18 protein-coding genes are annotated in these 21,368 nt (G+C 70.0%); 3 read left to right on the top strand and 15 right to left on the bottom strand.

The genetic code is table 11. The features are described 5' to 3' along the window. Positions 1 to 17: 17 nt before the first annotated feature. The 3 genes from JJL56_RS06775 to JJL56_RS06765 form a co-directional block, all read right to left on the bottom strand. Positions 18 to 1,358, bottom strand: coding sequence for a DUF1329 domain-containing protein (locus JJL56_RS06775; RefSeq protein ID WP_200484671.1), 1,341 nt, complete (start codon positions 1,356 to 1,358; stop codon positions 18 to 20). Positions 1,359 to 1,442: 84 nt separating this feature from the next. Continuing rightward, positions 1,443 to 4,373 carry a hybrid sensor histidine kinase/response regulator gene (locus JJL56_RS06770; protein ID WP_200484669.1) on the bottom strand — a complete coding sequence of 977 codons (2,931 nt, stop codon included), beginning with the start codon at positions 4,371 to 4,373 and terminating at the stop codon, positions 1,443 to 1,445. After that, positions 4,370 to 6,676 (bottom strand): PAS domain-containing sensor histidine kinase, encoded by a 2,307-nt coding sequence (locus tag JJL56_RS06765; protein WP_145622874.1) that lies wholly within the window; start codon positions 6,674 to 6,676, stop codon positions 4,370 to 4,372. The genes JJL56_RS06770 and JJL56_RS06765 overlap by 4 nt, the downstream gene beginning before the upstream one ends. A 234-nt stretch (positions 6,677 to 6,910) precedes the next feature. Between JJL56_RS06765 and JJL56_RS06760 the strand changes: the two genes are divergently transcribed. The 3 genes from JJL56_RS06760 to JJL56_RS06750 are packed head-to-tail and all read left to right on the top strand — an operon-like array spanning position 6,911 to position 9,183. Continuing rightward, entirely contained in the window at positions 6,911 to 7,216 is a 306-nt protein-coding gene (locus tag JJL56_RS06760) for an STAS domain-containing protein (protein ID WP_200484667.1), read from the top strand. A gap of 7 nt (positions 7,217 to 7,223) precedes the next feature. Beyond that, complete coding sequence (locus tag JJL56_RS06755; RefSeq protein ID WP_200484665.1) at positions 7,224 to 8,006, top strand: ATP-binding protein; 783 nt, start codon at positions 7,224 to 7,226, stop codon at positions 8,004 to 8,006. Positions 8,007 to 8,025: 19 nt separating this feature from the next. Further along, a complete protein-coding gene (locus JJL56_RS06750) occupies positions 8,026 to 9,183 on the top strand; it encodes a PP2C family protein-serine/threonine phosphatase (protein WP_145622871.1) in 1,158 nt (385 codons plus the stop codon). An 82-nt stretch (positions 9,184 to 9,265) separates the two neighbouring features. On the opposite strand, the gene JJL56_RS06745 is transcribed toward JJL56_RS06750, so the two are convergent. From JJL56_RS06745 to JJL56_RS33635, 12 genes are all read right to left on the bottom strand, one after another. After that, positions 9,266 to 9,841 carry a DedA family protein gene (locus JJL56_RS06745; RefSeq protein WP_145622870.1) on the bottom strand — a complete coding sequence of 192 codons (576 nt, stop codon included), beginning with the start codon at positions 9,839 to 9,841 and terminating at the stop codon, positions 9,266 to 9,268. Between the two features lie 255 nt (positions 9,842 to 10,096). Next, entirely contained in the window at positions 10,097 to 10,528 is a 432-nt protein-coding gene (locus JJL56_RS06740) for a hypothetical protein (protein ID WP_145622869.1), read from the bottom strand. Between the two features lie 114 nt (positions 10,529 to 10,642). Next, entirely contained in the window at positions 10,643 to 11,098 is a 456-nt protein-coding gene (locus JJL56_RS06735; protein ID WP_145622868.1) for a putative toxin-antitoxin system toxin component, PIN family, read from the bottom strand. Positions 11,099 to 11,122: 24 nt separating this feature from the next. Continuing rightward, positions 11,123 to 12,319 (bottom strand): PP2C family protein-serine/threonine phosphatase, encoded by a 1,197-nt coding sequence (locus JJL56_RS06730; protein WP_145622867.1) that lies wholly within the window; start codon positions 12,317 to 12,319, stop codon positions 11,123 to 11,125. Then, a complete protein-coding gene (locus tag JJL56_RS06725) occupies positions 12,316 to 13,491 on the bottom strand; it encodes a fused response regulator/phosphatase (RefSeq protein ID WP_145622866.1) in 1,176 nt (391 codons plus the stop codon). The genes JJL56_RS06730 and JJL56_RS06725 overlap by 4 nt, the downstream gene beginning before the upstream one ends. Then, on the bottom strand, positions 13,491 to 14,219 hold the full coding sequence (locus JJL56_RS06720; RefSeq protein WP_186452767.1) for an ATP-binding protein: 729 nt from the start codon (positions 14,217 to 14,219) through the stop codon (positions 13,491 to 13,493). Before JJL56_RS06720 ends, JJL56_RS06725 begins: the two co-directional genes overlap by 1 nt. A 5-nt stretch (positions 14,220 to 14,224) precedes the next feature. Then, the gene (locus JJL56_RS06715; RefSeq protein WP_014241675.1) at positions 14,225 to 14,530 is read right to left on the bottom strand and encodes an STAS domain-containing protein; all 306 of its coding nucleotides are present in this window, start codon (positions 14,528 to 14,530) and stop codon (positions 14,225 to 14,227) included. Positions 14,531 to 14,643: 113 nt separating this feature from the next. Continuing rightward, entirely contained in the window at positions 14,644 to 15,810 is a 1,167-nt protein-coding gene (locus tag JJL56_RS06710) for a methyl-accepting chemotaxis protein (protein ID WP_145622864.1), read from the bottom strand. 11 nt (positions 15,811 to 15,821) lie between these two features. Further along, entirely contained in the window at positions 15,822 to 16,886 is a 1,065-nt protein-coding gene (locus tag JJL56_RS06705) for a protein-glutamate methylesterase/protein-glutamine glutaminase (RefSeq protein ID WP_145622863.1), read from the bottom strand. Between the two features lie 3 nt (positions 16,887 to 16,889). Next, positions 16,890 to 17,516, bottom strand: a complete 627-nt coding sequence (locus tag JJL56_RS06700; protein WP_145622862.1) for a chemotaxis protein — start codon at positions 17,514 to 17,516, stop codon at positions 16,890 to 16,892. A gap of 3 nt (positions 17,517 to 17,519) precedes the next feature. Then, complete coding sequence (locus JJL56_RS06695) at positions 17,520 to 18,440, bottom strand: CheR family methyltransferase (RefSeq protein WP_145622861.1); 921 nt, start codon at positions 18,438 to 18,440, stop codon at positions 17,520 to 17,522. Continuing rightward, positions 18,437 to 21,364 carry a methyl-accepting chemotaxis protein gene (locus tag JJL56_RS33635; protein WP_200484663.1) on the bottom strand — a complete coding sequence of 976 codons (2,928 nt, stop codon included), beginning with the start codon at positions 21,362 to 21,364 and terminating at the stop codon, positions 18,437 to 18,439. Before JJL56_RS33635 ends, JJL56_RS06695 begins: the two co-directional genes overlap by 4 nt. Positions 21,365 to 21,368 lie beyond the last annotated feature (4 nt).

Genomic DNA, 21,368 nt, shown 5'->3' with positions numbered 1-21,368 from the left:
GTCCTCCTCCCGTCTTCTCACCAGGGCCGGCGCTTGCGTTCCAGCGTTTCCGGGGCGAAGTCCTCGGAGCGCAGGGGCTTGGCGAAGTCCGGCGGGGCGAGCTGGTTGTCGAGGCCGTTCACCACATAGCGGTCGCCCGCGAGGTCGTACGTGATCTCCAAGGCCGGGGCGAAGACGGGCACCTGGGGATAGGCGATCCCGTGCGCCTCCGCGTAGCGGACCAGATCGCCCTTGGCGTCGTAATGGTCGGCCATGACGATCTGCCAGGAATCCTCGTCCAGATAATAGGTGCGCTCCGGCAGGGCGTGGCGGAAGCCGGACTTCAACCGCGCCTCGACGATCCACACCCGGTGCATCTCGTAGCGCAGGAATTGCGGGTTGGGGTGGCCCAGCCATAGGAAATCCACCGGCGCCAGACCGGGCGTGTTCATCCGGCTGGCGTTGTAGGGCACATACATCTCCCGCCGCGTCACCAGGGCGAAATCGAACCGGTCCAGCGGGCCGCCGAACATGTCCAGCATGTCGGCGGTGCGGATGCCGCCGCTGGCCGGGTCCGGCGTGTCGTAGGCGAAGTCGGACGCGCGGACCGGCTTGCCGGTCTCTCCCTGCCGGAACCAGGCGGCGAAGCCGGACTGGATCGGGTTCAGCGTCCCGTGCAGCAGCAGGGTGGTCCCGGCCTCCGCCTTGGGCATCAGGGTGGTGCGCCGGTAGTGGAAGGGACGGCCGCCGTCGATCCCGGCGGCGTAGCTGGATTGCCAGTCCTCGCGGTAGACCGCCGCGGTGTAGATGCCGCCGGCCTCCGGCAGGACGGTGGCGCCGGTGCGGCTGAAGGAATTGCCGCGCCAGCGCAGGATGTGGTTCCACATCGCCTGCACGCCGTTGGCCGGGATGGGGAAGGGCACCCCCACCCGCGCCCCGCTCAGCGCCAGACCGTTCTCGCCCAGCTTGGCGCGTTTGGCGTTCCCGATCGTTTCGTCGTAGACGCGCTGGGGAGCGGCGGCGCTGCGGTTGCTGGGGAAGACCGGGATCTCGAAGGACGGATACTTGGTCAGCATCGCCTGGAGGCCGGCGGACAGGCGGACCTTGTAACGGTCGATGTCCGCGGGACCCACGGTGAACCAGCGCCCATCCTCGTCGTAGGGGTCGGGCAGATGGCTGCCCGGCTTCCAGCCGTTGGGAACACGGGTCAGCCCCCCCTTCCAAGGCGGGATGGCCCGCGTCCGGCTGGCGCCGCGCACCGCGCCGAAGGGGGTCAGCTCCTCCCCCAGGGCGGGAACCTTCTCCTGCGCGGCGATCGGGGCGGCGTAGGGAAGCACCGGCAGGGAGAGCAGCAGGCTGGAGAACTGGCGGCGGTTCATGCGCGTCTCGCGGCGTGGCGGGTCGCGGGGACGATACCCCAATCGCGCGCCGGTTCGAACGGACAAAGGATGTTTTGAGGACGTTCAGAGGTCCGATGCCGCGGCGATGAAGCGTTCGACCTCCCGTATCGCCTGCTCCAGCGCCGCGGCCAGTTCGGTCACCCGCTCCCAGGGGGCGTCCTGCATCACCGCCTGCTCCAGCGCCTGCGCGGCATCGCCGAGCGGTGTCGCCCCGGCGTTGCGGGAACAGCCCTTCAGATTGTGGGCGCCGGCGCGGATCGCCGTTCCGTTCCGCGCGGCGACGGCGTCGGCGACCTCGTCCGCGATGTGGCGGCCGATGCCGACGAAGTCGTTCAGCAACTCGACCATCAACGCTTGGTCTTCGCCGCAGAGTTGGCGCAGCACATCCAACTTGATCGGGGGCGGGGTTTCCGACGGTGGAGAGGAAGGGCGCGGCGTCACCGGGTCCGCCACCGCGGGCGGCAGGAAGCGGGACAGCGCGGCGTCGAGCTTCGCCAGATCCAGCGGCTTGCTCAACGCCTCGTCCATGCCGGCCGCGCGGTAGCTCTCGATGTCCGCCGGGGCGGCGTTGGCGGTCAGGGCGACGATCGGCAGATGGGCGCCGGTGGCGCGCTCCGCCGCGCGGATGCGCCGGGTCAGCTCGAACCCGTCCACCTCCGGCATCTGGACGTCGGTCAGCAGCAGGGCGTAGCGCCGCCGCCCCAGCGCGGCCAGGGCCTCCGCCCCTCCGGTGGTCAGCTCCGCCGTGTGGCCCAGCGAGGTCAGCTGCATCTGCAGGACCTTGCGGTTGATGGCGTTGTCCTCCGCCACCAGGATCAGCCGCCCGCGGGCCTCCGCCTCGGCGATGGCGTGCTCCGGACTCAGCGGTGCCGGGGCGCAGGGGGCTGCGGGCGGTCGACCTTCGCAGGACGTGGCGTCCGTCAGGGTGCGCCCGGCGGCCACCGCCACGGCGCGCACCAGGGACGTGCGGCGGACCGGTCGGCTCACCGGGACCGACCCGTCGGCGGGGCGGCCGCCGATGGCCGGGGAGTCCTGCAGCAGCACCGTCGGCACTTGCGCTTCCCCGACGCGGCGGCCCAGCAGTTGCGGCGCCTGGGCGGCGGCGGGGGTGTGCAGCGCCTCGTCCACCACCACGACGCTGAGCGCGCCGCGGTCCGCTTGGGCCATGCGGGCCTGTTCGGCCAGCGCGTCCGGTTCCCCGGCGGCCAGAACGCGCGCCCCTGCGGCTTCCAGATAACGGGCGACGATCCGGCGCTCCTCCGTGCCCGGCAGGCCGACCAGGACGGTCAGGCCGGAGAGATCCGCCTCTTCCGGTACCGCCATGAGTTCGGGCGGGGCGGGGTCGGCCGCGTCGCTCAGCGTCAGTTCCACCCAGAAGGTCGAACCCGCCCCCGGCGCGCTGTCCACCCCGATCGTCCCGCCCATCAGCGCGACCAGCCGCCGGCTGATCGACAGGCCCAGCCCGGTGCCGCCGAAGCGCCGGGCGGTCGAGCTTTCCGCCTGGGTGAAGGGCTGGAAGAGCTGGCGGCGCGCCGTCTCGGAAATGCCGATGCCGGTGTCCGCCACCTCGATGCGCAGCCGGGTGCCGCCCTGACGGTTGCCATCCGTCCTTGTGGCCAGGGTGGCCTGCACGACGATGCGCCCGCGCTCGGTGAACTTGATGGCGTTGCCGCACAGGTTGAACAGGATCTGGCGCAGCCGCACCGGATCGCCGATCAACGAGGGCGGAATCGCCGGCTCCACGTAGGTCAGCAGCGCCAGCCCCTTGGCCCGCGCCGCCGGGGCCAGCGTGTCGGCCACCCCCTCGACCAGGGCGGGGACGGAGACGGGCACCTGCTCCAGGTCCATCTTGCCAGCCTCGATCTTCGAGAAGTCGAGGATGTCGTCGATGATCCGCAGGAGCGAGGTCGCCGATTCCCGCATGGTCGCCACGGTGTCGCGCTGCCCGCCGTCCAGCGGCGTGCGCTCCAGCAACTCCAGCATGCCAAGCACGCCGTTCATCGGGGTGCGGATCTCGTGGCTCATGGTGGCGAGGAAGGCGGACTTGGCGGTGGTCGTCTGCTCCGCCTGCTCCTTGGCGCGTTCCATCTGGCGCTCGGCCAGCTTGCGCCGCGTGATGTCGTAGACCCAGGCGAGATGGACCGGGCGGCCGTCGAGCAGCGTCGGGTCCACCGACACCAGCGCCCAGAAGATGGACCCGTCGGCTCGCCGCACCCGCACCTCGGCGTCGCGCAGCGAGCGCCGGAAGAAGGTCCAGTGCGTCTCGTGCGCCTCGGTGTTGTCCGGCTCGATGAACAGGTCGGCGATGGAGACGCCGACCAGCCGCTCCTTCGGCACGCCCAGCAGATGGACAAGCCGGTCGTTGCACGTCAGGAGGACGCCGTCGTGGGTGTAGGCGCAGACGCCGACCGGGCTCGATTCCAGGATGGCGCGCATCTGCTCGCGGCTCTGCCGCAGCTCGTGCGTGCGTTCGGCCACCTTGGTCTCGATGAAGCGAATGTGGTCGTAGGCGCGCAGCGCCGCGATCACCGCGGTGAACAGCCCCTCCGCCGACAGGTCGGCCTTCGACTTGTAGTCGTTGATGTCGCAGCCGACGATCACGTCGCGCTGCGGCGCCTGCCCCGGCTGGCCGGTGCGCAGGATGATGCGGACGTCGAGGTTTCCCAGCACGCCGCGTATCCAACGGACCAGCGTCAACCCGGCGTCGTCCTCCTCCATCACCACGTCCAGCAGGATGACGGCGATGTCCCGCCGGGCGCGCAGGACGGCGCGGGCCTCGGCGGCGGAGCGGCAGCCGATCAGCTCCAGCCGGCGGCCCTGGAATTCCACGTCGTCCAGCAGGAGGGCGGTCATGGAATGGACGTCGTCCTCGTCGTCGACCACCAGGATCGGCCAGGGCGGGGTTTCGTCCCCGTCCTCGCCCTCCTCGTCGGCGAACAAGATCTCGTCGTCGGTGTCCGGATCCGAGTCGGGCACGATCAGCTCGTCGGTCATGCTGCGTCCTCCGGGGCGCTGGCCATCCGGGGCGCCGTCACGGGAACCCGCAGGAGGAAGCTGGTGCCCCCGCCTATGGGAGAGTTTGGGGCCGGGCTGTCCACCGAGATCCGGCCGCCCAGCGACTGCGTCACGAGGTTGAAGACGATGTGGAGGCCGAGGCCGCTGCCCCCGGTGCCGCGCTTGGTCGTGAAGAAGGGTTCGAACACCTTGGGCAGATTGTCCGGGGCGATCCCGACCCCGTCGTCGGAAAAGCGGATGTCCAGCTCGCTGTCCGGCAACTCCTCCACGCTCAGCGCCATCGTGCCCTCGCGGCCGTCGGGGAAGGCGTGGGTCAGCGCGTTGATGACCAGATTGGTGATGACCTGGCTGAGCGCGCCGGGATAGCCGTCCATGGTGATGCCGTCCGGGCAGGCGACGGTCATGCGGTGCGGGCTCTTGCGCAGGCGCGGTCCCAGCGAGGTGATGATCTCGTCCAGATAGGAGCGCAGGTCGAAGCGGCGGCGCTCCTGGCTGGTCTGGTCGACGGCGACGCGCTTGAAGCTCTGGATCAGCTCCGCCGCGCGGGTCAGGTTCTGTTCGATCAGCCGCGAGGATTCGCCCGCCGCCGCCACATAGGCGGTCAGGTCGGACTTCTTCATGGCGCCCTTCGCGAAGGCCTCGGTCAGCGACCGCGTCTTCGAGGCCAGATGGGTGGAGCAGCTGTAGGCGATGCCCACAGGCGTGTTGATCTCGTGCGCGACGCCGGCCACCAGCAGGGCGAGCGAGGCCATCTTCTCCGCCTGGACGAGGCTGTTCTGGGTCTCCTTGAGGTCGGCGTAGGCGGTCTCCAGCGCCTCCATGGCGTGGAACACCTCCTCGGCGGAGCGCGCCTCCACCGTCACGTCGGTGAAGGTGCGGACGAAGCCGCCCTCCGGCAGCGGGTTGGACCGCACCTCGATGATCGTGCCGTCGGGCCGCCGCCGCTTGAAGGCGAAGGGCTGGTCGGGAACCACGGCGGTCTCGTCCAGTTCCAGGTCGGGGTCGATGCTGAAATCCTCGAAGGCGCCCTGGGCGCGCTGGAGCCGGATGATCTCGAGAAACAGCGGGTTGCGGGCGAGGAAGGCTGCCGGCACGTCGAGAAGCTCCGCCGCGCGGCGGTTGGACATGACGACCCGCAGGTGGCGGTCCACCATGATGATGCCCTGGTCGGTGTTGTCGAGCGTGATCTGAAGGACGTTCCGCTCGCGCGCCAGATCCCGTTCGGCCTGCATGCGCTCCGTCACGTCGGACATGGTGCCGGTCAGGCGGACCGCGGTTCCCTCGCCGTCGCGCAGGGCGGTCGCCCGGTCCTCGATCCAGCTCCAGCCGCCGTCGCGGCGGCGCATGCGGTAGACGGTGGCATAGGCGCTGTCCTTGTCGCGCACGCGGCTGCGGGATTCCGCGATGACGCGCCGCCGCTCCTCGGGATGGATCAGCGATTCCCAGGTCCGCGCTGTCATCGCCAGCTCGGCCGGGCCGTAGCCCAGCAGGGCTGGAAACTCCCTCGACCACCAGTACTCACCGGTCCGCAGGTCGTAATCCCAGACCGAGGAGCGGGTGGCGGCGATGGCCAGCCCCAGCCGCTCCTCGCTCTGGCGCAGGGCGGCCTCCTCCTCGTCAAGCCGGGTCAGCATGCCGTTGTAGGCGGTGATCACCCGCCCCAGCTCGTCGGCGGAGGACCAGTGCACGGGCTGGCGCGGATGCTCCTGCTCCGCGGTGCGGATCGACGCGATCAGCCGGCCCAGCGGCACGCCGATGGTCAGCCGGTGGGCGGTCAGCGCGGTGACCAGCGTGCCGACCAGCATCAGCAGCAGGAGCCACAGCGTGTTGACCATCTCCTGCCGGATCTGCTCGTCCACCGGAGCGTAGCTGAAATAAAGCGTCAGCGTGCCGAGCCGCCGGTTCTGCACCTGGATCGGACGGCGCACGGCCTCGCGTCCGGCGAAGGGACGGCAGTCGGCCTCCGGCCATGCGAAATGGCCGTCGGCCAACTCATCCGCCACCTCGATGCAGAGAAGCTCGCGGTTGACGGAGATCGCCTGGATGATGTTGCGGATGGCTGGAACGTCCACCGCCCACAGGCTGGAGGACAGGGCGACGGCGTTGATCTCCGCCACCGCCTCGATCCGGTCGCGCAGGGCGCCGCGCAGGTCCTTGTACTTGCCGTAGAAGAAGATCGAGGAGAAGCCGAGCGTTGTCAGCATCAGGATGGGAATCAGGATCAGCAGGAACTTCGCCGACACCGTCGGCACCTTCTTCCACGCCTGCTCGATCACCGTCATGAAGGGTATCCCGCAATCGGGGGCGCAAGCCGGGCGGACCGGCGGCACGGCGCCGCCTTTCCCGGTCATGCGGTTGTACTATCAACCGGTGTCGGTCGTCTATGGTGTGGAGAGCGTGAAAATTCTCCTTTCGATCGGCAAAAGTGACGCAATGGATACTTGTCGCTTGAGGGGGTGGCAACCTTGCACTACTGTTCGGGGGGCCGCTTGCGCGGTGCAACACAAGAGGATGTCATGAATTTCCAGGTGCGCCGTTCCTCCGAAACCATCGAGGTGCTGTTGAGCGGCCGGTTGGAGTTCACCGATCACGACAGCCTTCCCGACATCGTGGAGCTGCTGAACGGGGAGGGCACGCGCCGTTTCGTCCTGGACATGGACGGGCTGACCTTCATCGACTCCGCGGGGATCGGCATGCTGCTGATCCTTCAGGACGAGGCGGAGCAGCGCAACATCAAGCTGGTCCTCCGCAAGCTGCAGGGCGATGTGCTGCGATCCATCGATCTGGCGCGGATCGGCGAAGTCGTCACCATCGAGCGGTGAGCGGGCGATGGACGGTTCCCCCGCCTCCTCCGCCAGCCCTTCCCCCGGTCCGGCCGGTGCCGTGCGCCCCTTCAGCGTGGTGCGGGACCGTGTGCCGGCGGACATCGCCGCGCGGGTCGCGGCGCGCTTCGGCCCGAGTGGAGGCGTTGGTGACGCCGTTGACGGTCGGGCCGCCGCCGCGGTGCTGCTGGCCCAGGCCGACCGGGACATCCTGCGCGGCGCCTTCGGGCTCAACCGCTTCCTGACGGTGGAGTTGACGGAGCAGGAGGATGGGACCGGCGCCATCGAGGCCGACTGGCTTGGCGCCCCGCCGGTGGAGCGGGGGTTCTACCTGTCGCTGACCACCGGGACGGCCTATGGCCTGCAATGCGCGGTTCTGGTCTGCGACGAGCTGACCCGGCGCGGCGTGCTGACGCCGGAGCGGCGCGGCAACATCGAGCTGTGCCTGCACGAGGCCATCGCCAACGCCATCGTCCACGGCAATCTGGGCATTCCCAGCGCGACCAAGGAGCAGCCCGAGGGCTACCGCCTGTTCAGCCGGCTGCTGCGCGAACGGCTGGGCGACGGTGCCGTGCGGCAACGGCGGATCGACATCTTCGCGCGCTGGACCGCCGACAGCCTGTCCATCGCGGTGGTCGACCAGGGCAACGGGTTCGACGCCGCAGCCCTGCCGCAGGACACCGACAGCGGCGCCCATTCCGGCCGTGGCTTCGTGTTCATGCGGGCGCTGGCCCGGCGCATCCACGTGACCGACGGCGGGCGCTGCACCCTGCTGCAGTTCGACCTGTGACGGGCGGACGGGTCCGCGCATGCCCATTTCGCTCGCCGCCAGCCGTGTCCTGATCGTCGACGACAACGAGTTCAACAGGAAATCGCTGGCCCTGATGATCCGCCGCGCCGGGCTGACCCAGATCGAGGTCGCCGAGAACGGTGTGGAGGGGCTGCGCAAGGTGGAGAGTTTCCGCCCCGATCTGGTGCTGCTCGACGTCAACATGCCGGTGATGGACGGGCTGGAGATGTGCCGGCGCCTGCGCGAGCGGCTGACCCACGAGGAATTGCCGATCCTGTTCCAGACGGCGTTGGACAGCGACGAGGAGCAGGTCCGCTGTTTCGAGGCCGGGGGCAGCGACTTCATCTCCAAGCCGATCAAGCCCGGCGAGTGCGTCGCCCGCGTCCGCCACCAGCTCGAAAAGCGCAAGCTGTTCACCGACCTCGCCAACTTCCGCGGGCGGGTCGAGCGGGAGCTGAAGCACGCCAAGGCGATGCAGCTGTCCCTGCTGCCCGAACCGAAGGAGCTGGAGGCGGTCGCCGAGCGGTACGAGCTGGTGCTGGACGCCCATTTCGAAACCTCGTCGGAGCTGGGCGGCGATTTCTGGAACGTCTATCCACTGGACAGCCACCGCGTCGCCTTCCTGCTGGTCGATTTCGCCGGGCACGGCATCACCGCCGCCATCAACACCTTTCGCCTGCACACGCTGATCGACCGCTTCCCCATGCAGCATGTGCCGCCCTCGGAATGGCTGGCCGGGCTGAATCTGGCGCTGAAGGAGGTGCTGCCGATCGGGCAGTTCGCCACCGCCTTCTTCGGCATCCTCGACCTGCACACCGACACTCTGACCTACGCTTCGGCCGGGGCGCCGAATCCGGTGGTGGGGATCGCGGGGGAACTGCGGCTGCTCGACTCGGCGGGGTTGGTGCTGGGCGCGTCGCGTCGCGCCGTCTACGCCGACCGCAGCCTGCGCCTGCCCCGCGGGAGTTGCCTGTTCCTCTACAGCGACGCGCTGATCGAATGCAGCGGTCCGGACAACGAACCGATCGGGCAGGACGGGGTGCCCGGTCTGTTGCGCGGCGCCATCGCCGCCAACCGCGCCCGCCCGCTGGGGCCGTTGCTGGAGCGCTTCTACGCCCGCACCAGCCTGCCCCTGCGCGACGACCTGACCGCCGTGTGGATTGCCCGCCGGGCGTGAGGGGCAGCCTCGGAAACGAAAAAAGGGCCGCCGCGGTTGTCCGCGGCGGCCCTTTGACCTGGTGTCGGGGGGAGGGGCGCCGTTACGCCTGCGTCTCGGACGCGGCGTAGCGGCGGCGGACCCACATCACGCTCTTCACCGTGAAGATGGTGACGCCGATGCCCAGCGCGATGAGCAGGAGGATCTTCGGGCCGTTCTCGCCGATGGCGGCGGCGGCCTCGCCGAACAGGTAGCCGGCCCCGGCGAAGCTCCAGGCCCAGATGCCGGCGGCGATGAAGTTCCAGAACAGAAATTTTCGCCAGGGCATGCGGGATGTGCCGACGGCGACCGAGGCGATGTTGCGCACCCCGTAGAGGAAGCGGAAGGCCAGGATGAAGCCGACGCCGTAGGTTTCCAGCCAATACAGCACGCGCGTCGCGCGGGCCTCCGCCGCCGGGAAGCGGGCCAGCGCCTTGCCGCCCCATTTGCGGCCGATCCAGAAATAGCACTGGTCGCCCATGAAACTGCCAATCCAGACGGCGGCAACCAACCAGTATAGGTTGATGATCCCCAGATGCGCGCCCATCCCGCCGAAAATGACGAAGGTCTCGCCTTCGAAGAAGGCCCATATGAAGGCCAGGGGATAGAAGGCATCGCCCCAATCCTGGAGCCAGGTCATCCAGTCCAAATCACCCTCCCCGCGGGTCGTTCCTTATCGGCTCCGACCGCCGGCGATGCGCCAGGGAAACGCAGGCGCGGCCATTGGTCAGGCTAAGGACATATCATTGCACATAAGTGCGTGTCTTGTCGCGCAATCATTCCCGAATCGGGGGGAGGGAACCGTACAAAGTTGGGGTACGAAACGATCTATTGCGGTGGGATTATTTTGTGTCCGGACACGTATTCTGTGAATCGGTCAGTGTTCGTGACTTGGTCAGCCATCCTCGCCCGACAGCTCGCCCACCGCCTGCCGGGCGGCGCGCAGCAGCAGGGGATTCGGTTCGGACGGGCCGTCCTCTCCTTCTTCCTCCTCCCAGGCGCCCGGCGCGGCGCGGCGCTTCAGCTCGCGCGCGGCTTCGATCAGCAGATGGGCCAGCTTCTGGTCGGGCAGGGCCTGCGCCAGCGCCCGCAGCTCCGCGTTGGTCAGGGCCGCCGGATCGAAGTCGGCGCGCGGCGCCATCGGGACAGGCGGCGGCGGGACGAGCGCGAGGGTCATGGGCGCCGGGGATGAAGGCGCCGGAACATCCTCCCGCACCACATCGACGGCCACCGGCGCCGCCACGGTGGTGGCGCGGGACCGGCGCGCCGGTTTGCGCGCCCGCTCCGTCTCGGGCAGGCTGTCGAACAAGAGAGGTTGCGTGCTCATCCGATCACCCGCGATCCGTTCACCGCTAGTTTGCGAAGTGTTCTCTTTTCATTCTAGGGAACACGCGACGGAAGTCGAGGGGAAACTTTTCGGGAAAAAACGCGAATGGCGGAGTCAGCCGATCGCGTCCAGGAACCGTTCGGGGCGCAGGATGCGGGTGCGGCCCACTTGGCGCACCGACAGAAGCTGCCGGTCCACCGTCACCAGCCAATCGGCGTCGGCGGCCAGCGCCACGGCCAGGAACATGTCGTCGTCTGGGTCGCGGCACAGCCGCTCCACCGGGGCGGGCTCGACCCGCCGGGCCTCGGCGGCGAAGGCGGCCAGGAAGGCGGCGCGCTCTTGGGCCGGGCGGTAGCGGTCGAAGTCCGGGCGCATCAGCACCTCCCGCAACTCCGCCAGGGTGGCGTCGGAGACGAAGGCGGTTCCCCGCGCCCGCACCGCCTCGACGCTGCACTGGATGGCCAGGCTGCGGCGGGGCACCTCGGCGCCCAGCAGGGCGTAGCCGACGAGGATGTTGGTGTCCAGAACGGCCCGGAAGGGTCGGGCGACGTGATCGTGGGTGGCGGTCATGCGCCCGTCGGTTCCATGGGGCGGTCAGCCCTTGCGGGTCAGCAGCAGCGCGGTCAGGTCGTCGTCGATCGGGCCGAGGGCGCGCAGGCGGTCCAGCAACCCGTCCAGGAAACGGCCGCCGTCCGTCTCGCCCATCCGCTCGGCGACCAGGGCGGCGAGGCCCGGCTCGTCCAGAACGTCGCTGCCGACCGGGATCTCGATGGCGCCATCCGAATAAAGGAACAGGCGCCCGCCGGGGGGCAGGGGGAGGGAGCGCTCCTCATACTCCGCCGAGGCCAGAAGGCCGAGCGGCAAGCCGGCGCTGTCGCCCAGCAGCGGTTCGGTGTCGCCGGGCGCCCAGACCATCGGGCGCGTCGATCCGGCGGAGGCGTAGACGAAGCGGTTCCCCGCCGGCTCGACCACCCCGGCCAGCATGGTGGCGAACTGCCCGTTGGGAAGCAACGCGCACAACCGACGGTTGACGATGGACAGGAACTCGCCGGGCGTCAGGCTGGGCACGTCCATCTGCTGGCAGATCGCGTGCAGGCGGAAGGTGTTCAGCGCCGCCCCGACGCCATGGCCGGAGAAATCGACCATGTAGAGCATGGTCCGGCCCTGTCCCTGACCCTGTCCCGGCGCCACGGCGTCATGCCTCAGGTCCCAGAAATCGCCGCCCAGCTCCGACGAGGGGGCGAAATGGGCGGTGATGCCCACCCCCGCCGCAGCCTCCACCTCGGCCAGCCGCTCCGGCGACGGCATCAGCCGTTCCTGCATCTTGCGGGCGAGCGACAGTTCGCTCTCCGTCCGCTCGTGGAAGCGCTGGAGATCGTGCAGGAGGGCGCGGTTCTGCAGGTGGATGCGCACGCGGGCCAGCAGCTCGACCGCGTTGATCGGCTTGGTCACGTAATCGGTGGCCCCGGCGGCGAAGGCCTTGGCGCGGTCCTCGGCCCGGTTCAGGCTGGATTGCACGAGGACCGGCAGATCCTTCCAGGCGGGGATCGCGCGCAGGCGCCGGCACATCTCGAACCCGTCCAGGTTCGGCATCATCAGGTCGAGCAGGATCAGGTCGGGCCGGAAGGCGTCCAGCCGGGCCAGCGCGTCGTTGCCGTCCTCCGCCATGTCGATGCGGGTGACGCCGCCGCGTTCCAGCAGGGCCTGGAGCAGATGGCGGTTCACGCGGTTGTCGTCCACCACCAGGACGCGGGCCGATTCCAGACCCGGAACTTCCGGCAGGCTGTTCATCGCGCACCCCCGTGCCCGATCCAGACCAGCGTGTGGTCGTCGAGCGGCACGTCGCCCTGGGCCGCGGCGAGCGCCTTGGTGACCGCCGTGAAGGCGTCGCCGCCGCGGCCGTCGGCCATGGCGTTCCGGACGGCGGCGCTCTGGAGCAGGGCGGCGAGGCCGCCGTTGCGCCCGCCCAGCGTCTCCAGAACGGCGGTCGAATGCAGGGCCAGCGCCGAGTCCGGCGGGAAGGGCAGGCCGTGCTCCTCGTAGCGGGCGCCGGCGGCGATGCCCACCGGCGGACCGGCCCCCTCGCCGAAGACCAGCGGCGCGTTGCCGGGCGGGATCAGGACCGGCGGGGCCGCCGCCGCCGCCGCATAGGTGAAGCGTTCCGCCGCGCCGTCCACCACGCCGTAGATCACCGTGGCGTGCTGCCCAAGCTCAAGCAGGCAGACGGCCCGCTCGTTCAGTTCGGTGAGGAAGGCGCCGGGCCGCTCGCCGAGAGGGGGCGCCAGCTCGTGGATCAGCGTGTGCATGCGGAAGGCGTTCAGCGCCGCCGACACGCCGCGCCCGGCCATGTCCAGCAGGAACAGCCCGAACCGCCCGCCCGCCAGCGGCAGAACCCCCCAGAGGTCGCCGCCGAGGTCGGAGGACAGCGCCGTGTGCGACCGCAGCGTCACCCCCGCGCTGTCCGTCAGCGCGGCGCACAGCGTCGCGGAGGGCAGGAGATGGTCGTACATGGAGCGCGCCATCGCCAGCTCCCCCTCGACCCGCGCGCGGTAGGTCTGAAGGTCGCGGATCAGCACCCGGTTCTGCAGATGGATGCGCACGCGGGCGACCAGCTCCGTCCGGTCCAGCGGCTTGGAGATCAGGTCGGTGGTGCCGGCGGCGAAGGCGCGGTTGCGGTCGTCGCTGGACGACAGGGCGGTCTGCACCAGCACCGGCAGGTCGGCGTAGGCGTGGTCGGCGCGCAGGCGGCGGCACACCTCGAACCCGTCCATTCCCGGCATCATGATGTCGAGGATCAGCAGGTCCGGCGCCTCCGCGGCGATCTGGTCCAGCGCGTCGAAGCCGTCCTTGGCGTAGGCGACGTTCTGGAAGCCGGCTTCGCCGAGCAGGGCGCCGATCAGTGTGCGGTTGAAGTCGGTGTCATCCACCACCAGGATGCGGCAGGCGGCGATGGCCTCGTCCATCAGAGGGGGAACCTCATGCGGATGCGGCGCCCGCCGTCGAGAAGCTGAAGTTCCTCGACGATGGCGGCGATCAGGTCCAGCCCGCGGCCCGAGGCGCCGTAATCGATGCGCTCCGGCCGGGCGAAGCCGGTTCCCTCGTCGGCCACCTCCACCACCGCGCAAGCGCTTTCCAGCCAGGCGGCGACTTCGATCCGGCGGTCGGCGAAGGCGGGGTCGGCCATGCGCGCGGCCAGATCGTGGGAGAAGCGCTCCAGCGCTTCCACGCTCAGCCCCTTCATGCCTTCGACCTGAAGGTTGCCGTGGACCACCGCGTTGCTGATCGCCTCGTGCAGCGCCAGCTCCATGTCGTCGCGCTGGGCCTCCGGCATGGGGTGCAGGGCGGCCAGCCCGTTCAGGATGCGCCCGGCCAGATGCAGGCGGTTGGCGGTCACCGTCGTCACGCAGGCGAACAGGTCGGCGCGCGCGGCGCGCCGCGCGGCCTCGACGATCTGGGCGTCGGACAGGCTGGCGACCTCGATCCAGGCGCCAAAGGGCCGCTGCCAGAAGTCGGGCGCCTCCACGGCGCCGGCATCGCCCACCAGAAGCAGAACGGAGGCGCCGAACTCCTCCCCCGCCGGGGAGCCGGGCCGCCGGGGCGGAAGCCGAAGCGCCGCCGACAGCCGGTCCAGCCGGTCGGCCGGCACGCCCAGGCCTTGCAGGGCGGCGACGCGGGTGGGGGAGGGGACCAAGGGGGTCAGTCCTCGATCGTGACGATCTTGTTGAGCTGGGCCACCGTCAGCACGCGCTTGACCTGTCCGGCGGCGGAGCGCAGGACGAGCTGCTTGTCCGCGTTGGCCATTTCCTCCCGCGCGATCAGCAGCATGCCGATTCCCGCCGAATCGACGAATTCCAGCGTGGAGAGGTCGAGCACCTGACGTTTGGCCTTGTTCTGCAGCATCTCCCGGATCAGGGCGCGCAGCTTGGCGTGGTCGTTGAAGGTCAGGCGACCGCGCAACCGAACCAGGGTCTCCTGCTCCTTGTCCTCAATTCCGTAGTCCATCGGTCCGGTGTTCCTGAAGGGTGTTCCTGAAGGGGCAGTGGGGCGGGTGGCCTTGTGCGGACCACGCCAGAATGGAGCAAGACAGGCCGGGGATTCCAGAGAATCCCTCGGCCTCAGAAAAGTTCGATGTCGCCGCCGGAACTGTCGGCCTGGCCGGCATCGACGTCAAGGACGCCATGCTCGTCCAGCGCCGTCCCTTCCAGCAGCAGACGGCGCACGAAGCGCTGGCGCATCTCGCTCAGCTTGAAGCGGCCCAGCAGTTCGTCGAGCCATTCCTGCGGAACCTGCGGCCCCAAGGAAGCGGGCATTTCGACGCGGGTGCGGTTTTCCAGCTCGTTCAGCCCTTCCGCCATGATGGCGAGGCTGTCGTTGATGGCCTCCAGCCGCTGCTTGGTCAGGTCCTGGAACTGCATCCCGGTGACCATCCGGCTGATGGTGGCGGACATGTCCGACGACACGTTGGCCGCCGTCTCCAGCACCGCCTGGAAGTGGTTGGTCTGGTCGACCAGGCTGTCCATGGTCTTGTCCACCCGCTCCTTGGCGAGCATCTGGGGGGACATGTCGGTGTCGGCGATCTGGCGCAGGATGTCGTGGCCGTTGCGCACGCCCTTGACCACCGCGGTCACCTTGGAGCGCATGCGGTCGGCCAGCGCCCCGGTGGAGCGGGAGAGGTGGCGCACCTCCTGCGCGACCACGGCGAAGGTCCTGCCGGCCTCGCCGGCGCGGCTCGCCTCGATGGTGGCGTTCAGCGCCAGGAAGTTGGTCTGGCGGTTGATGGCGTCGATGTCGCCGATCGACTTCTCCAGCTCCGCCACGTCCTTCTGCACGTCGTCGAGCAGATAGACCATGCTCATGGCGTGGCGCGACAGCATGACGATGTTGGAGATCATGTCCGCGATCATCTGCTGCATGCCGGTGACCAGCTGGTCCATCGGCACCCGCTCCCCGTCGATGGAGACGGAGCCGGCCATGCCGACGATCTCCTCCACCCGCTCCGACTGCTGCATGGCTTTCTCGGCCAGCTCGCGGAAGCGGGAGGAGAGGTCAAGCGTGGCGTCCTCGACAGTCGAGGAGGTGCGGGTCAGCTCGTTCTGCACGGCCTCCAGCGTGCGGCGCTGGATGTCGGCGTAGCCCATCCAGGTCGCCAGTAGCTCCCCGGTGACCGCGATCTTCTCGCCGATCTCGGGCAGGCTGTGCACGGGAGCGCCATCGTCGGGAAGGTCCGGCTTCTCCGGTTCCGGTCCGGCTTCCAGGCGGGGCGCGCGGCCGTAGAAAGACATGGTGCTGCTCCTCAGTTCGCGCGCGTGCGGTGTTCGCCGATGGCGTCGAACGCGCGCAGCATCTCGGCCGGTATCTGCGCCAGCGGCAGTTCGACGGCGACCGCCCCGGCTTCCCGGGCGGCGCGCGGCATGCCGTAGACGACGCAGCTCGATTCCTGTTCGCCGATGGTATAGGCCCCCGCGTCGCGCATCGCCAGCATGCCCGACGCCCCGTCGCGGCCCATGCCGGACAGGATCACCCCCACCGCGTTCGCCCCCGCCGCCTTGGCGACGGAGGAGAACAGCACGTCCACCGACGGGCGGTGGCCGCTGACCGCCGGCCCGTCCTGGATGTGGCAGGAATAGCCCTGGGCGTCGCGGATCACCACCAGATGCCGGTCGCCGGGGGCGATGTAGACCTTGCCCTGGACCAGCCGGGCGCCCTGGGTGGCGACCTCCACCGACGGCGGCGAGATGCGGTCGAGCCGGGCGGCGAAGCTGGGGACGTAGCTGGGACCCATATGCTGGGTGATGACGATGGGCGGGCAGTCGGCGGGCATGACCGCCAGCACGTCGCGGATGCGCTCCACCCCGCCGGTGGAAGCGCCGATGGCGATGAAGCGGGTGCCCGACCCGGCGCGGCGCGGCGTCGGCAGGGTGGCGGTCGCGGGCTGGGGGCGCCGCATCGACAGGCGGGCGGTGGCGGCGATGCGGATCTTGCCGACCAGCTCGTGGGCCATGGCCTCGAACCCGTGGCCTTCGGAGCCGTCGGGCTTGGCCACGCAGTCCACGGCCCCGATCTCCAGCGCGCGGATCGTCGCCTCCGATCCCTCCTGGGTCAGGGAGGAGACCATGACGACCGGCGTCGGGCGCAGCGTCATGATCTTTTCCAGGAAGGACAGACCGTCCATCCGCGGCATCTCGACGTCCAGCGTGACGACGTCGGGGTTGGTGTGCTTGATGACGTCGCGCGCCTCGTAGGGGTCGCGGGCGACGCCGACCACCTCGATGCCGGGCTCGTCCGAGATGACGGCCTTCAGCATCTCCCGCATCAGGCTGCTGTCGTCCACGATCACGACGCGGATGGGGCGTGCCATGGCTCAGTCCTCCCCGAACAGTTCCACGTCGCCCTCGATCGGCTGGTGCCGCAGGCTGGTGCGGAAATGCAGTTCCTGGTTCGCCGTCTCCGACAGGGCCTCGGGCCGCAGCATCTTGCGCATGGCCCTGCCGGTGTGGGGAAAGTAGTGGATGCGCCGGGCCGAGGCGCCGCCCAGATCCTGGCCCATCAGCTTCAGCCCCTCCCGCCGCACGTAGTCGAGCGCGAAGGCGGCGTTGCGCTGGCCGACGTCGAAGCTGGAATCGATGACGCGGGCGCCGCCGAACAGCTTCACCTCCAGCCGCCCGCGCTGGGCGCCGCGCCCCAGCAGGTCGTTGATCAGCCGCTCCATGGCGACCGAGCCGTAGCGCGCCGCCGCTCCGGTGCCGGCGTCCTCGGACTCCGGCACCTCGGGCAGCAGGAAATGGTTCATGCCGCCGATCGCCGTCGCCGGGTCATGGACGCAGGCGGCCACGCAGGAGCCCAGCGTCGTCACCATCATCACGTCCGAGCGGTCGCTGACCAGGTGATGGCCCAGGAAGACCTTCATCGTGTGGGCGCGGAACTGCGGGTGGAAGTAGCCGCCGGTCTGCCGGGCCTCCGCCGCGCGGCGGCTTGCGAAAGCGGTCATGCGTCACAGCCTCCGGTAGATGGTGGGGCCGGTCTGGCGGAAGCGGTCCGACACGCCGTACAGGCTCTCCGAATGGCCAAGGAACAGGCAGCCGCCGGGCTCCAGCATGCGGGCGAAGTTGCCGATGACCTGGGTCCGCCCGACCCGGTCGAAATAGATCAGCACGTTGCGGCAGAAGATCGCGTCGAACGGCCCCTTCATGGGCCAGTGCTCCAGCAGGTTCAGCGGCTTGAAGGTGATCAGCCGCCTCAGCTCCTCCTCCATCGCCACCACCGGCTCGCCGCTCTCGCGCTGGCGGCGGGTGAAGCGGTCGCGCAGGGGGGCCGGGATGCTGTTCGCCAGATCGGCGGGATAGACGCCGCGCCGGGCGGTGTCGACCATGTGCGTGTCGATGTCGGTCGCCAGGATCTTCACGTCCCAGCGCCGCAGCTCCGGCCCGAAGCTGGAGGCCAGGACCATGGCGATGGTGTAGGGCTCCTGCCCGGAGGAGCAGCCGGCGGACCAGATGCGCAGCCGCGGGTGGGAGGATTCCCCGGCGTGGCGGGCGCGCATCTCCGGCACCGCGGTCTTCGCCAGGAAGTCGAAATGGTGCGATTCGCGGAAGAAGCTGGTCAGGTTGGTGGTCAGGGCGTTGACCAGGAAGCCGACCTCGTTCGCCCCCTCCTCGCTCTCCAGCAGGGCGCAGTAGCTGTCGAAGTCGCTCAGACGCAGGTCGCGCAGCCGCCGGGCGAGGCGGGAATAGACCATCTCGATCTTGTGCGGGGCCAGCGCGATCCCGGCGAGCTGGTAGAGCATGCGGGCGATGAAGTCGAAGTGCCGCCGCTCGAACGGGAATTCCCGCCGGCCGGACGTCGCCGGGGGAACGGCGCCGCGGTCGGCCGCCTCTGAGTCCGGGGGCGGGGAAAGGCTGGGGGCCGTGGTCATGCCGCCCGTCCGCGGGCCTTGGCCCGCGCCTCGGTGGCCAGCGCGTCCAGCAGGCCCAGCACGGTGCCCGACAGCCGGTCGAGATCGGCCAGGGCCTGGGCCTCGGTCGCATCATCCCCCTGCTCATGGGCGCGCAGGGCGCGCTTGCCGGCCTCGTGGAAGCGGGCGTGCGGCTCGGCGATCCGCTCGAAGGACGGGCAGGAGCGCACGGCGGCGTCGCTCACCGTGTCGTACCATTTGCCCAGACGGCAGCCGTGATGGTCGGCCAGCCGGTCCGCGGTGGCCTCGCCGTGGCCCTGGACGGTCTTCAGCACGGTGTCGCGGAAGGTCACATGGTCGATCTTGGTGTTCTCGATCAGCTGGATGTGGCGGGCCAGGTCGGACGCGCCGTGCGTGTGGCCGGCGTCCAGCGAGAAGAAGGCCATCTGCTGGCGGAGCTGACCGGCCTGCTCCTCCAGCGAGCGGGCGGCGGCGGTGCTTTCCTCGACCAGCGCGGCGTTCTTCTGGGTCATCTCGTCCATCTGGGCGACGGCGGTGTTGACCTCGTCCAGGCCGGACGCCTGCTCGGCGGTGGCGCGGGCGATCTCCGACACGAGGTCGGCGACCCGCGCGATGCCCGCCACGATGTCGGTCAGCGACGACCCGGCGGAGCGGACCAGCTCCACCCCGTCCTTGACCTGCGCCCCGCTGTCGAGGATCAGCGTCTTGATCTCTTTGGACGCCTGGGCGGAGCGCTGGGCGAGGTTGCGCACCTCCTGCGCCACCACGGCGAAGCCGCGCCCGGCGTCGCCGGCCCGCGCCGCCTCCACCGCCGCGTTCAGCGCCAGCAGGTTGGTCTGGAAGGCGATCTCGTCGATCACCCCGATGATGTCGGAGATTTTCTGCGACGAGCGCTCGATCCCGCGCATCGCCTCCACCGCGCTGGCGGCAACCTGACCGCCCTTCTCGGCGGCGCGGCGGGCGTCGTTGGCGAAGGCGTTGACCTGCTGGGCGTTGTCGGCGTTGGAGCGGACGGTGGCCGCCAGCTCCTCCATGCTCGCCGCCGTCTCCTCCAGCGAGGAGGCCTGCTGCTCGGTGCGCTCGGACAGGTCGAGGCTGCCGTCGGCGATCTCGCGGCTGGCCGCGGCGATGGATTCGGCGGCGCCGTTGATGCGGCGGACGATCTCCGACAGCTTTTCCGCCGTGCCGTTGAAATCGTCCTTCAGGCGCAGGAACACGCCCTCGTACGGCTTGTCGATGCGCCGCGACAGGTCGCCCTGCGACAGCGATTCCAGCATGGCGGCCAGATCCTCGGTCACGCCGGAGACGTTGGCGGCCAGCCGGTTCATGCCCTCGCTGACCAGCCGGAAGAACCCGGTCTTGCCGTCCAGCGCGATCCGCTGGGTGAAGTCGCCGCGAACGGCGCTGTCCACCATGCCGGCGATCTCCGCCTCGATGGACAGCTCCGCCGTCAGGTCGCGCCATTCGACGACGAGGCCCAGCTTCTCGCCGTGGCGCCCGGCGACCGGGCTGGCGGTGATCTCGAAGCTGCGGCGGCCCGCCTTCACCATGCCCTTGTAGGGGCTGGCGAGGCCGGTCAGGCTGGAGCGCAGGCGCGGGGCCTCGGTGTCCAGCGCATCGAGAGTTTTCCCGATCAGCCCGGCGGCGTCGAAGGCGGGCAGGGCCTTGCGCAGGTCGCTCTCGGCGGTCTTGAACATCGCCAGCGCGGCGGCGTTGCAATAGGTGACGGTCCCGTCCTCGCCCACCGTCATGATGCAGGACGACACGCGGTCGAGCGCGATTCCCGCCCGCACGGCGGTCACCGCGTCCTCCTTGAAGGCGGCGACGGCGCGGGCCATCGCGCCCAGCTCGTCGCGCCCGTCGGTGTGGGGGACGGAGACCGACAGATGGCCGTCGCTGAGGTCGGTCATCACCTTGCGGATGCCCTGGACCGGGCCGGTGATCGAGCGGGCGATGACCTGGGCGGCGCCGATGCCCAGCAGCAGCGACAAGCCGCCCAGCACCAGGGCCAGCAGGACGCTGTTCTCCACCTCGGCCTCGGCGCGGGACTCGATCCCCTTCTGCTCGGCCTGGATGGCGGTGGCGATGGAGTCCAGCGTCGCGTTCAGGGCGGTGACGACCTTGGCGACGACCTCGGCGCGCAGGCGGTCGATCTCCTTGTCGGCGGCGACGGCGTCGCGGAAGGCGGTGCGGTAGCCCGGCGCCCGTTCCGCCACCTCGCGCAGCATCGCCGCCACGCGGGGTTCGGTCAGCAGGGCCTGCGCCTCGCGCACATGCTCCAGCATCTCGTCCAGGTTCTTTTCCATCGGCCCCGCGGCGGCGGCATCGCGCATGCCGAGCGCGCGGTTGGCGAAGAGGCGGGTCAGCACCCAGTGCTTCTCCATCTCTTCCCCGACCAGGGCGGCGTCCTTGTCGCCGGTGGCCTGGGCGCCCTCGACGATGCGCTCCAGCGTCTCGGTGATCTGGGTGCCCAGCGGGTCCATGGTCTGGCGGATGGCCGCGTCGTAGCGGTCGCGGACGACGCGGATCGCCTCGAACTGGGTGTGGTACTCGGTGTGCAGCCGCGCCAGCTCGGCGAAGGCCGCCGCCTGGCTGGAGCGCTGGATGGCCGCGCCGTGGGCGGCCAGCGCCTGATCGAATTCGGTGCGCAGCGCCCGCTGGCGGTTGAGCGCGGCGGGGTCGCCGGACACCAGATAATCGCGCCCGTGGATGCGCTGGTTGGCGAGGCGGGCCGAGAGGTCCTTGGCGAAGGTGGCGAGTTCGCCGCTGGTGAGCACCGCGTCGACGCTGCCGTTCAGGCTGCGGATGCTCAGCAGGCTGGCGGCGACCTGGGCGGCCAGCAGGGCGAGCAGGAGCGCGAAGGCCAGCCACAGCCGCTTCGAGATGCCCATCGACCCAACGAACGAACCAACCCGTTTCGCCATGCCA

Source organism: Azospirillum aestuarii (assembly GCF_016632405.1).
GTDB lineage: Bacteria > Pseudomonadota > Alphaproteobacteria > Azospirillales > Azospirillaceae > Azospirillum > Azospirillum aestuarii.
This window is presented reverse-complemented; position numbering and strand designations above follow the sequence as displayed.

Excerpts from the sequence above, each read along its gene's own strand:
- JJL56_RS06775 (WP_200484671.1), bottom strand. The coding sequence starts at position 1,358 with ATGAACCGCCGCCAGTTCTCCAGCCTGCTGCTCTCCCTGCCGGTGCTT.
- JJL56_RS06770 (WP_200484669.1), bottom strand. The coding sequence starts at position 4,373 with ATGACCGACGAGCTGATCGTGCCCGACTCGGATCCGGACACCGACGAC.
- JJL56_RS06765 (WP_145622874.1), bottom strand. The coding sequence starts at position 6,676 with ATGACGGTGATCGAGCAGGCGTGGAAGAAGGTGCCGACGGTGTCGGCG.
- JJL56_RS06760 (WP_200484667.1), top strand. The coding sequence starts at position 6,911 with ATGAATTTCCAGGTGCGCCGTTCCTCCGAAACCATCGAGGTGCTGTTG.
- JJL56_RS06755 (WP_200484665.1), top strand. The coding sequence starts at position 7,224 with ATGGACGGTTCCCCCGCCTCCTCCGCCAGCCCTTCCCCCGGTCCGGCC.
- JJL56_RS06750 (WP_145622871.1), top strand. The coding sequence starts at position 8,026 with ATGCCCATTTCGCTCGCCGCCAGCCGTGTCCTGATCGTCGACGACAAC.
- JJL56_RS06745 (WP_145622870.1), bottom strand. The coding sequence starts at position 9,841 with ATGACCTGGCTCCAGGATTGGGGCGATGCCTTCTATCCCCTGGCCTTC.
- JJL56_RS06740 (WP_145622869.1), bottom strand. The coding sequence starts at position 10,528 with ATGAGCACGCAACCTCTCTTGTTCGACAGCCTGCCCGAGACGGAGCGG.
- JJL56_RS06735 (WP_145622868.1), bottom strand. The coding sequence starts at position 11,098 with ATGACCGCCACCCACGATCACGTCGCCCGACCCTTCCGGGCCGTTCTG.
- JJL56_RS06730 (WP_145622867.1), bottom strand. The coding sequence starts at position 12,319 with ATGAACAGCCTGCCGGAAGTTCCGGGTCTGGAATCGGCCCGCGTCCTG.
- JJL56_RS06725 (WP_145622866.1), bottom strand. The coding sequence starts at position 13,491 with ATGGACGAGGCCATCGCCGCCTGCCGCATCCTGGTGGTGGATGACACC.
- JJL56_RS06715 (WP_014241675.1), bottom strand. The coding sequence starts at position 14,530 with ATGGACTACGGAATTGAGGACAAGGAGCAGGAGACCCTGGTTCGGTTG.
- JJL56_RS06710 (WP_145622864.1), bottom strand. The coding sequence starts at position 15,810 with ATGTCTTTCTACGGCCGCGCGCCCCGCCTGGAAGCCGGACCGGAACCG.
- JJL56_RS06705 (WP_145622863.1), bottom strand. The coding sequence starts at position 16,886 with ATGGCACGCCCCATCCGCGTCGTGATCGTGGACGACAGCAGCCTGATG.
- JJL56_RS06700 (WP_145622862.1), bottom strand. The coding sequence starts at position 17,516 with ATGACCGCTTTCGCAAGCCGCCGCGCGGCGGAGGCCCGGCAGACCGGC.
- JJL56_RS06695 (WP_145622861.1), bottom strand. The coding sequence starts at position 18,440 with ATGACCACGGCCCCCAGCCTTTCCCCGCCCCCGGACTCAGAGGCGGCC.
- JJL56_RS33635 (WP_200484663.1), bottom strand. The coding sequence starts at position 21,364 with ATGGCGAAACGGGTTGGTTCGTTCGTTGGGTCGATGGGCATCTCGAAG.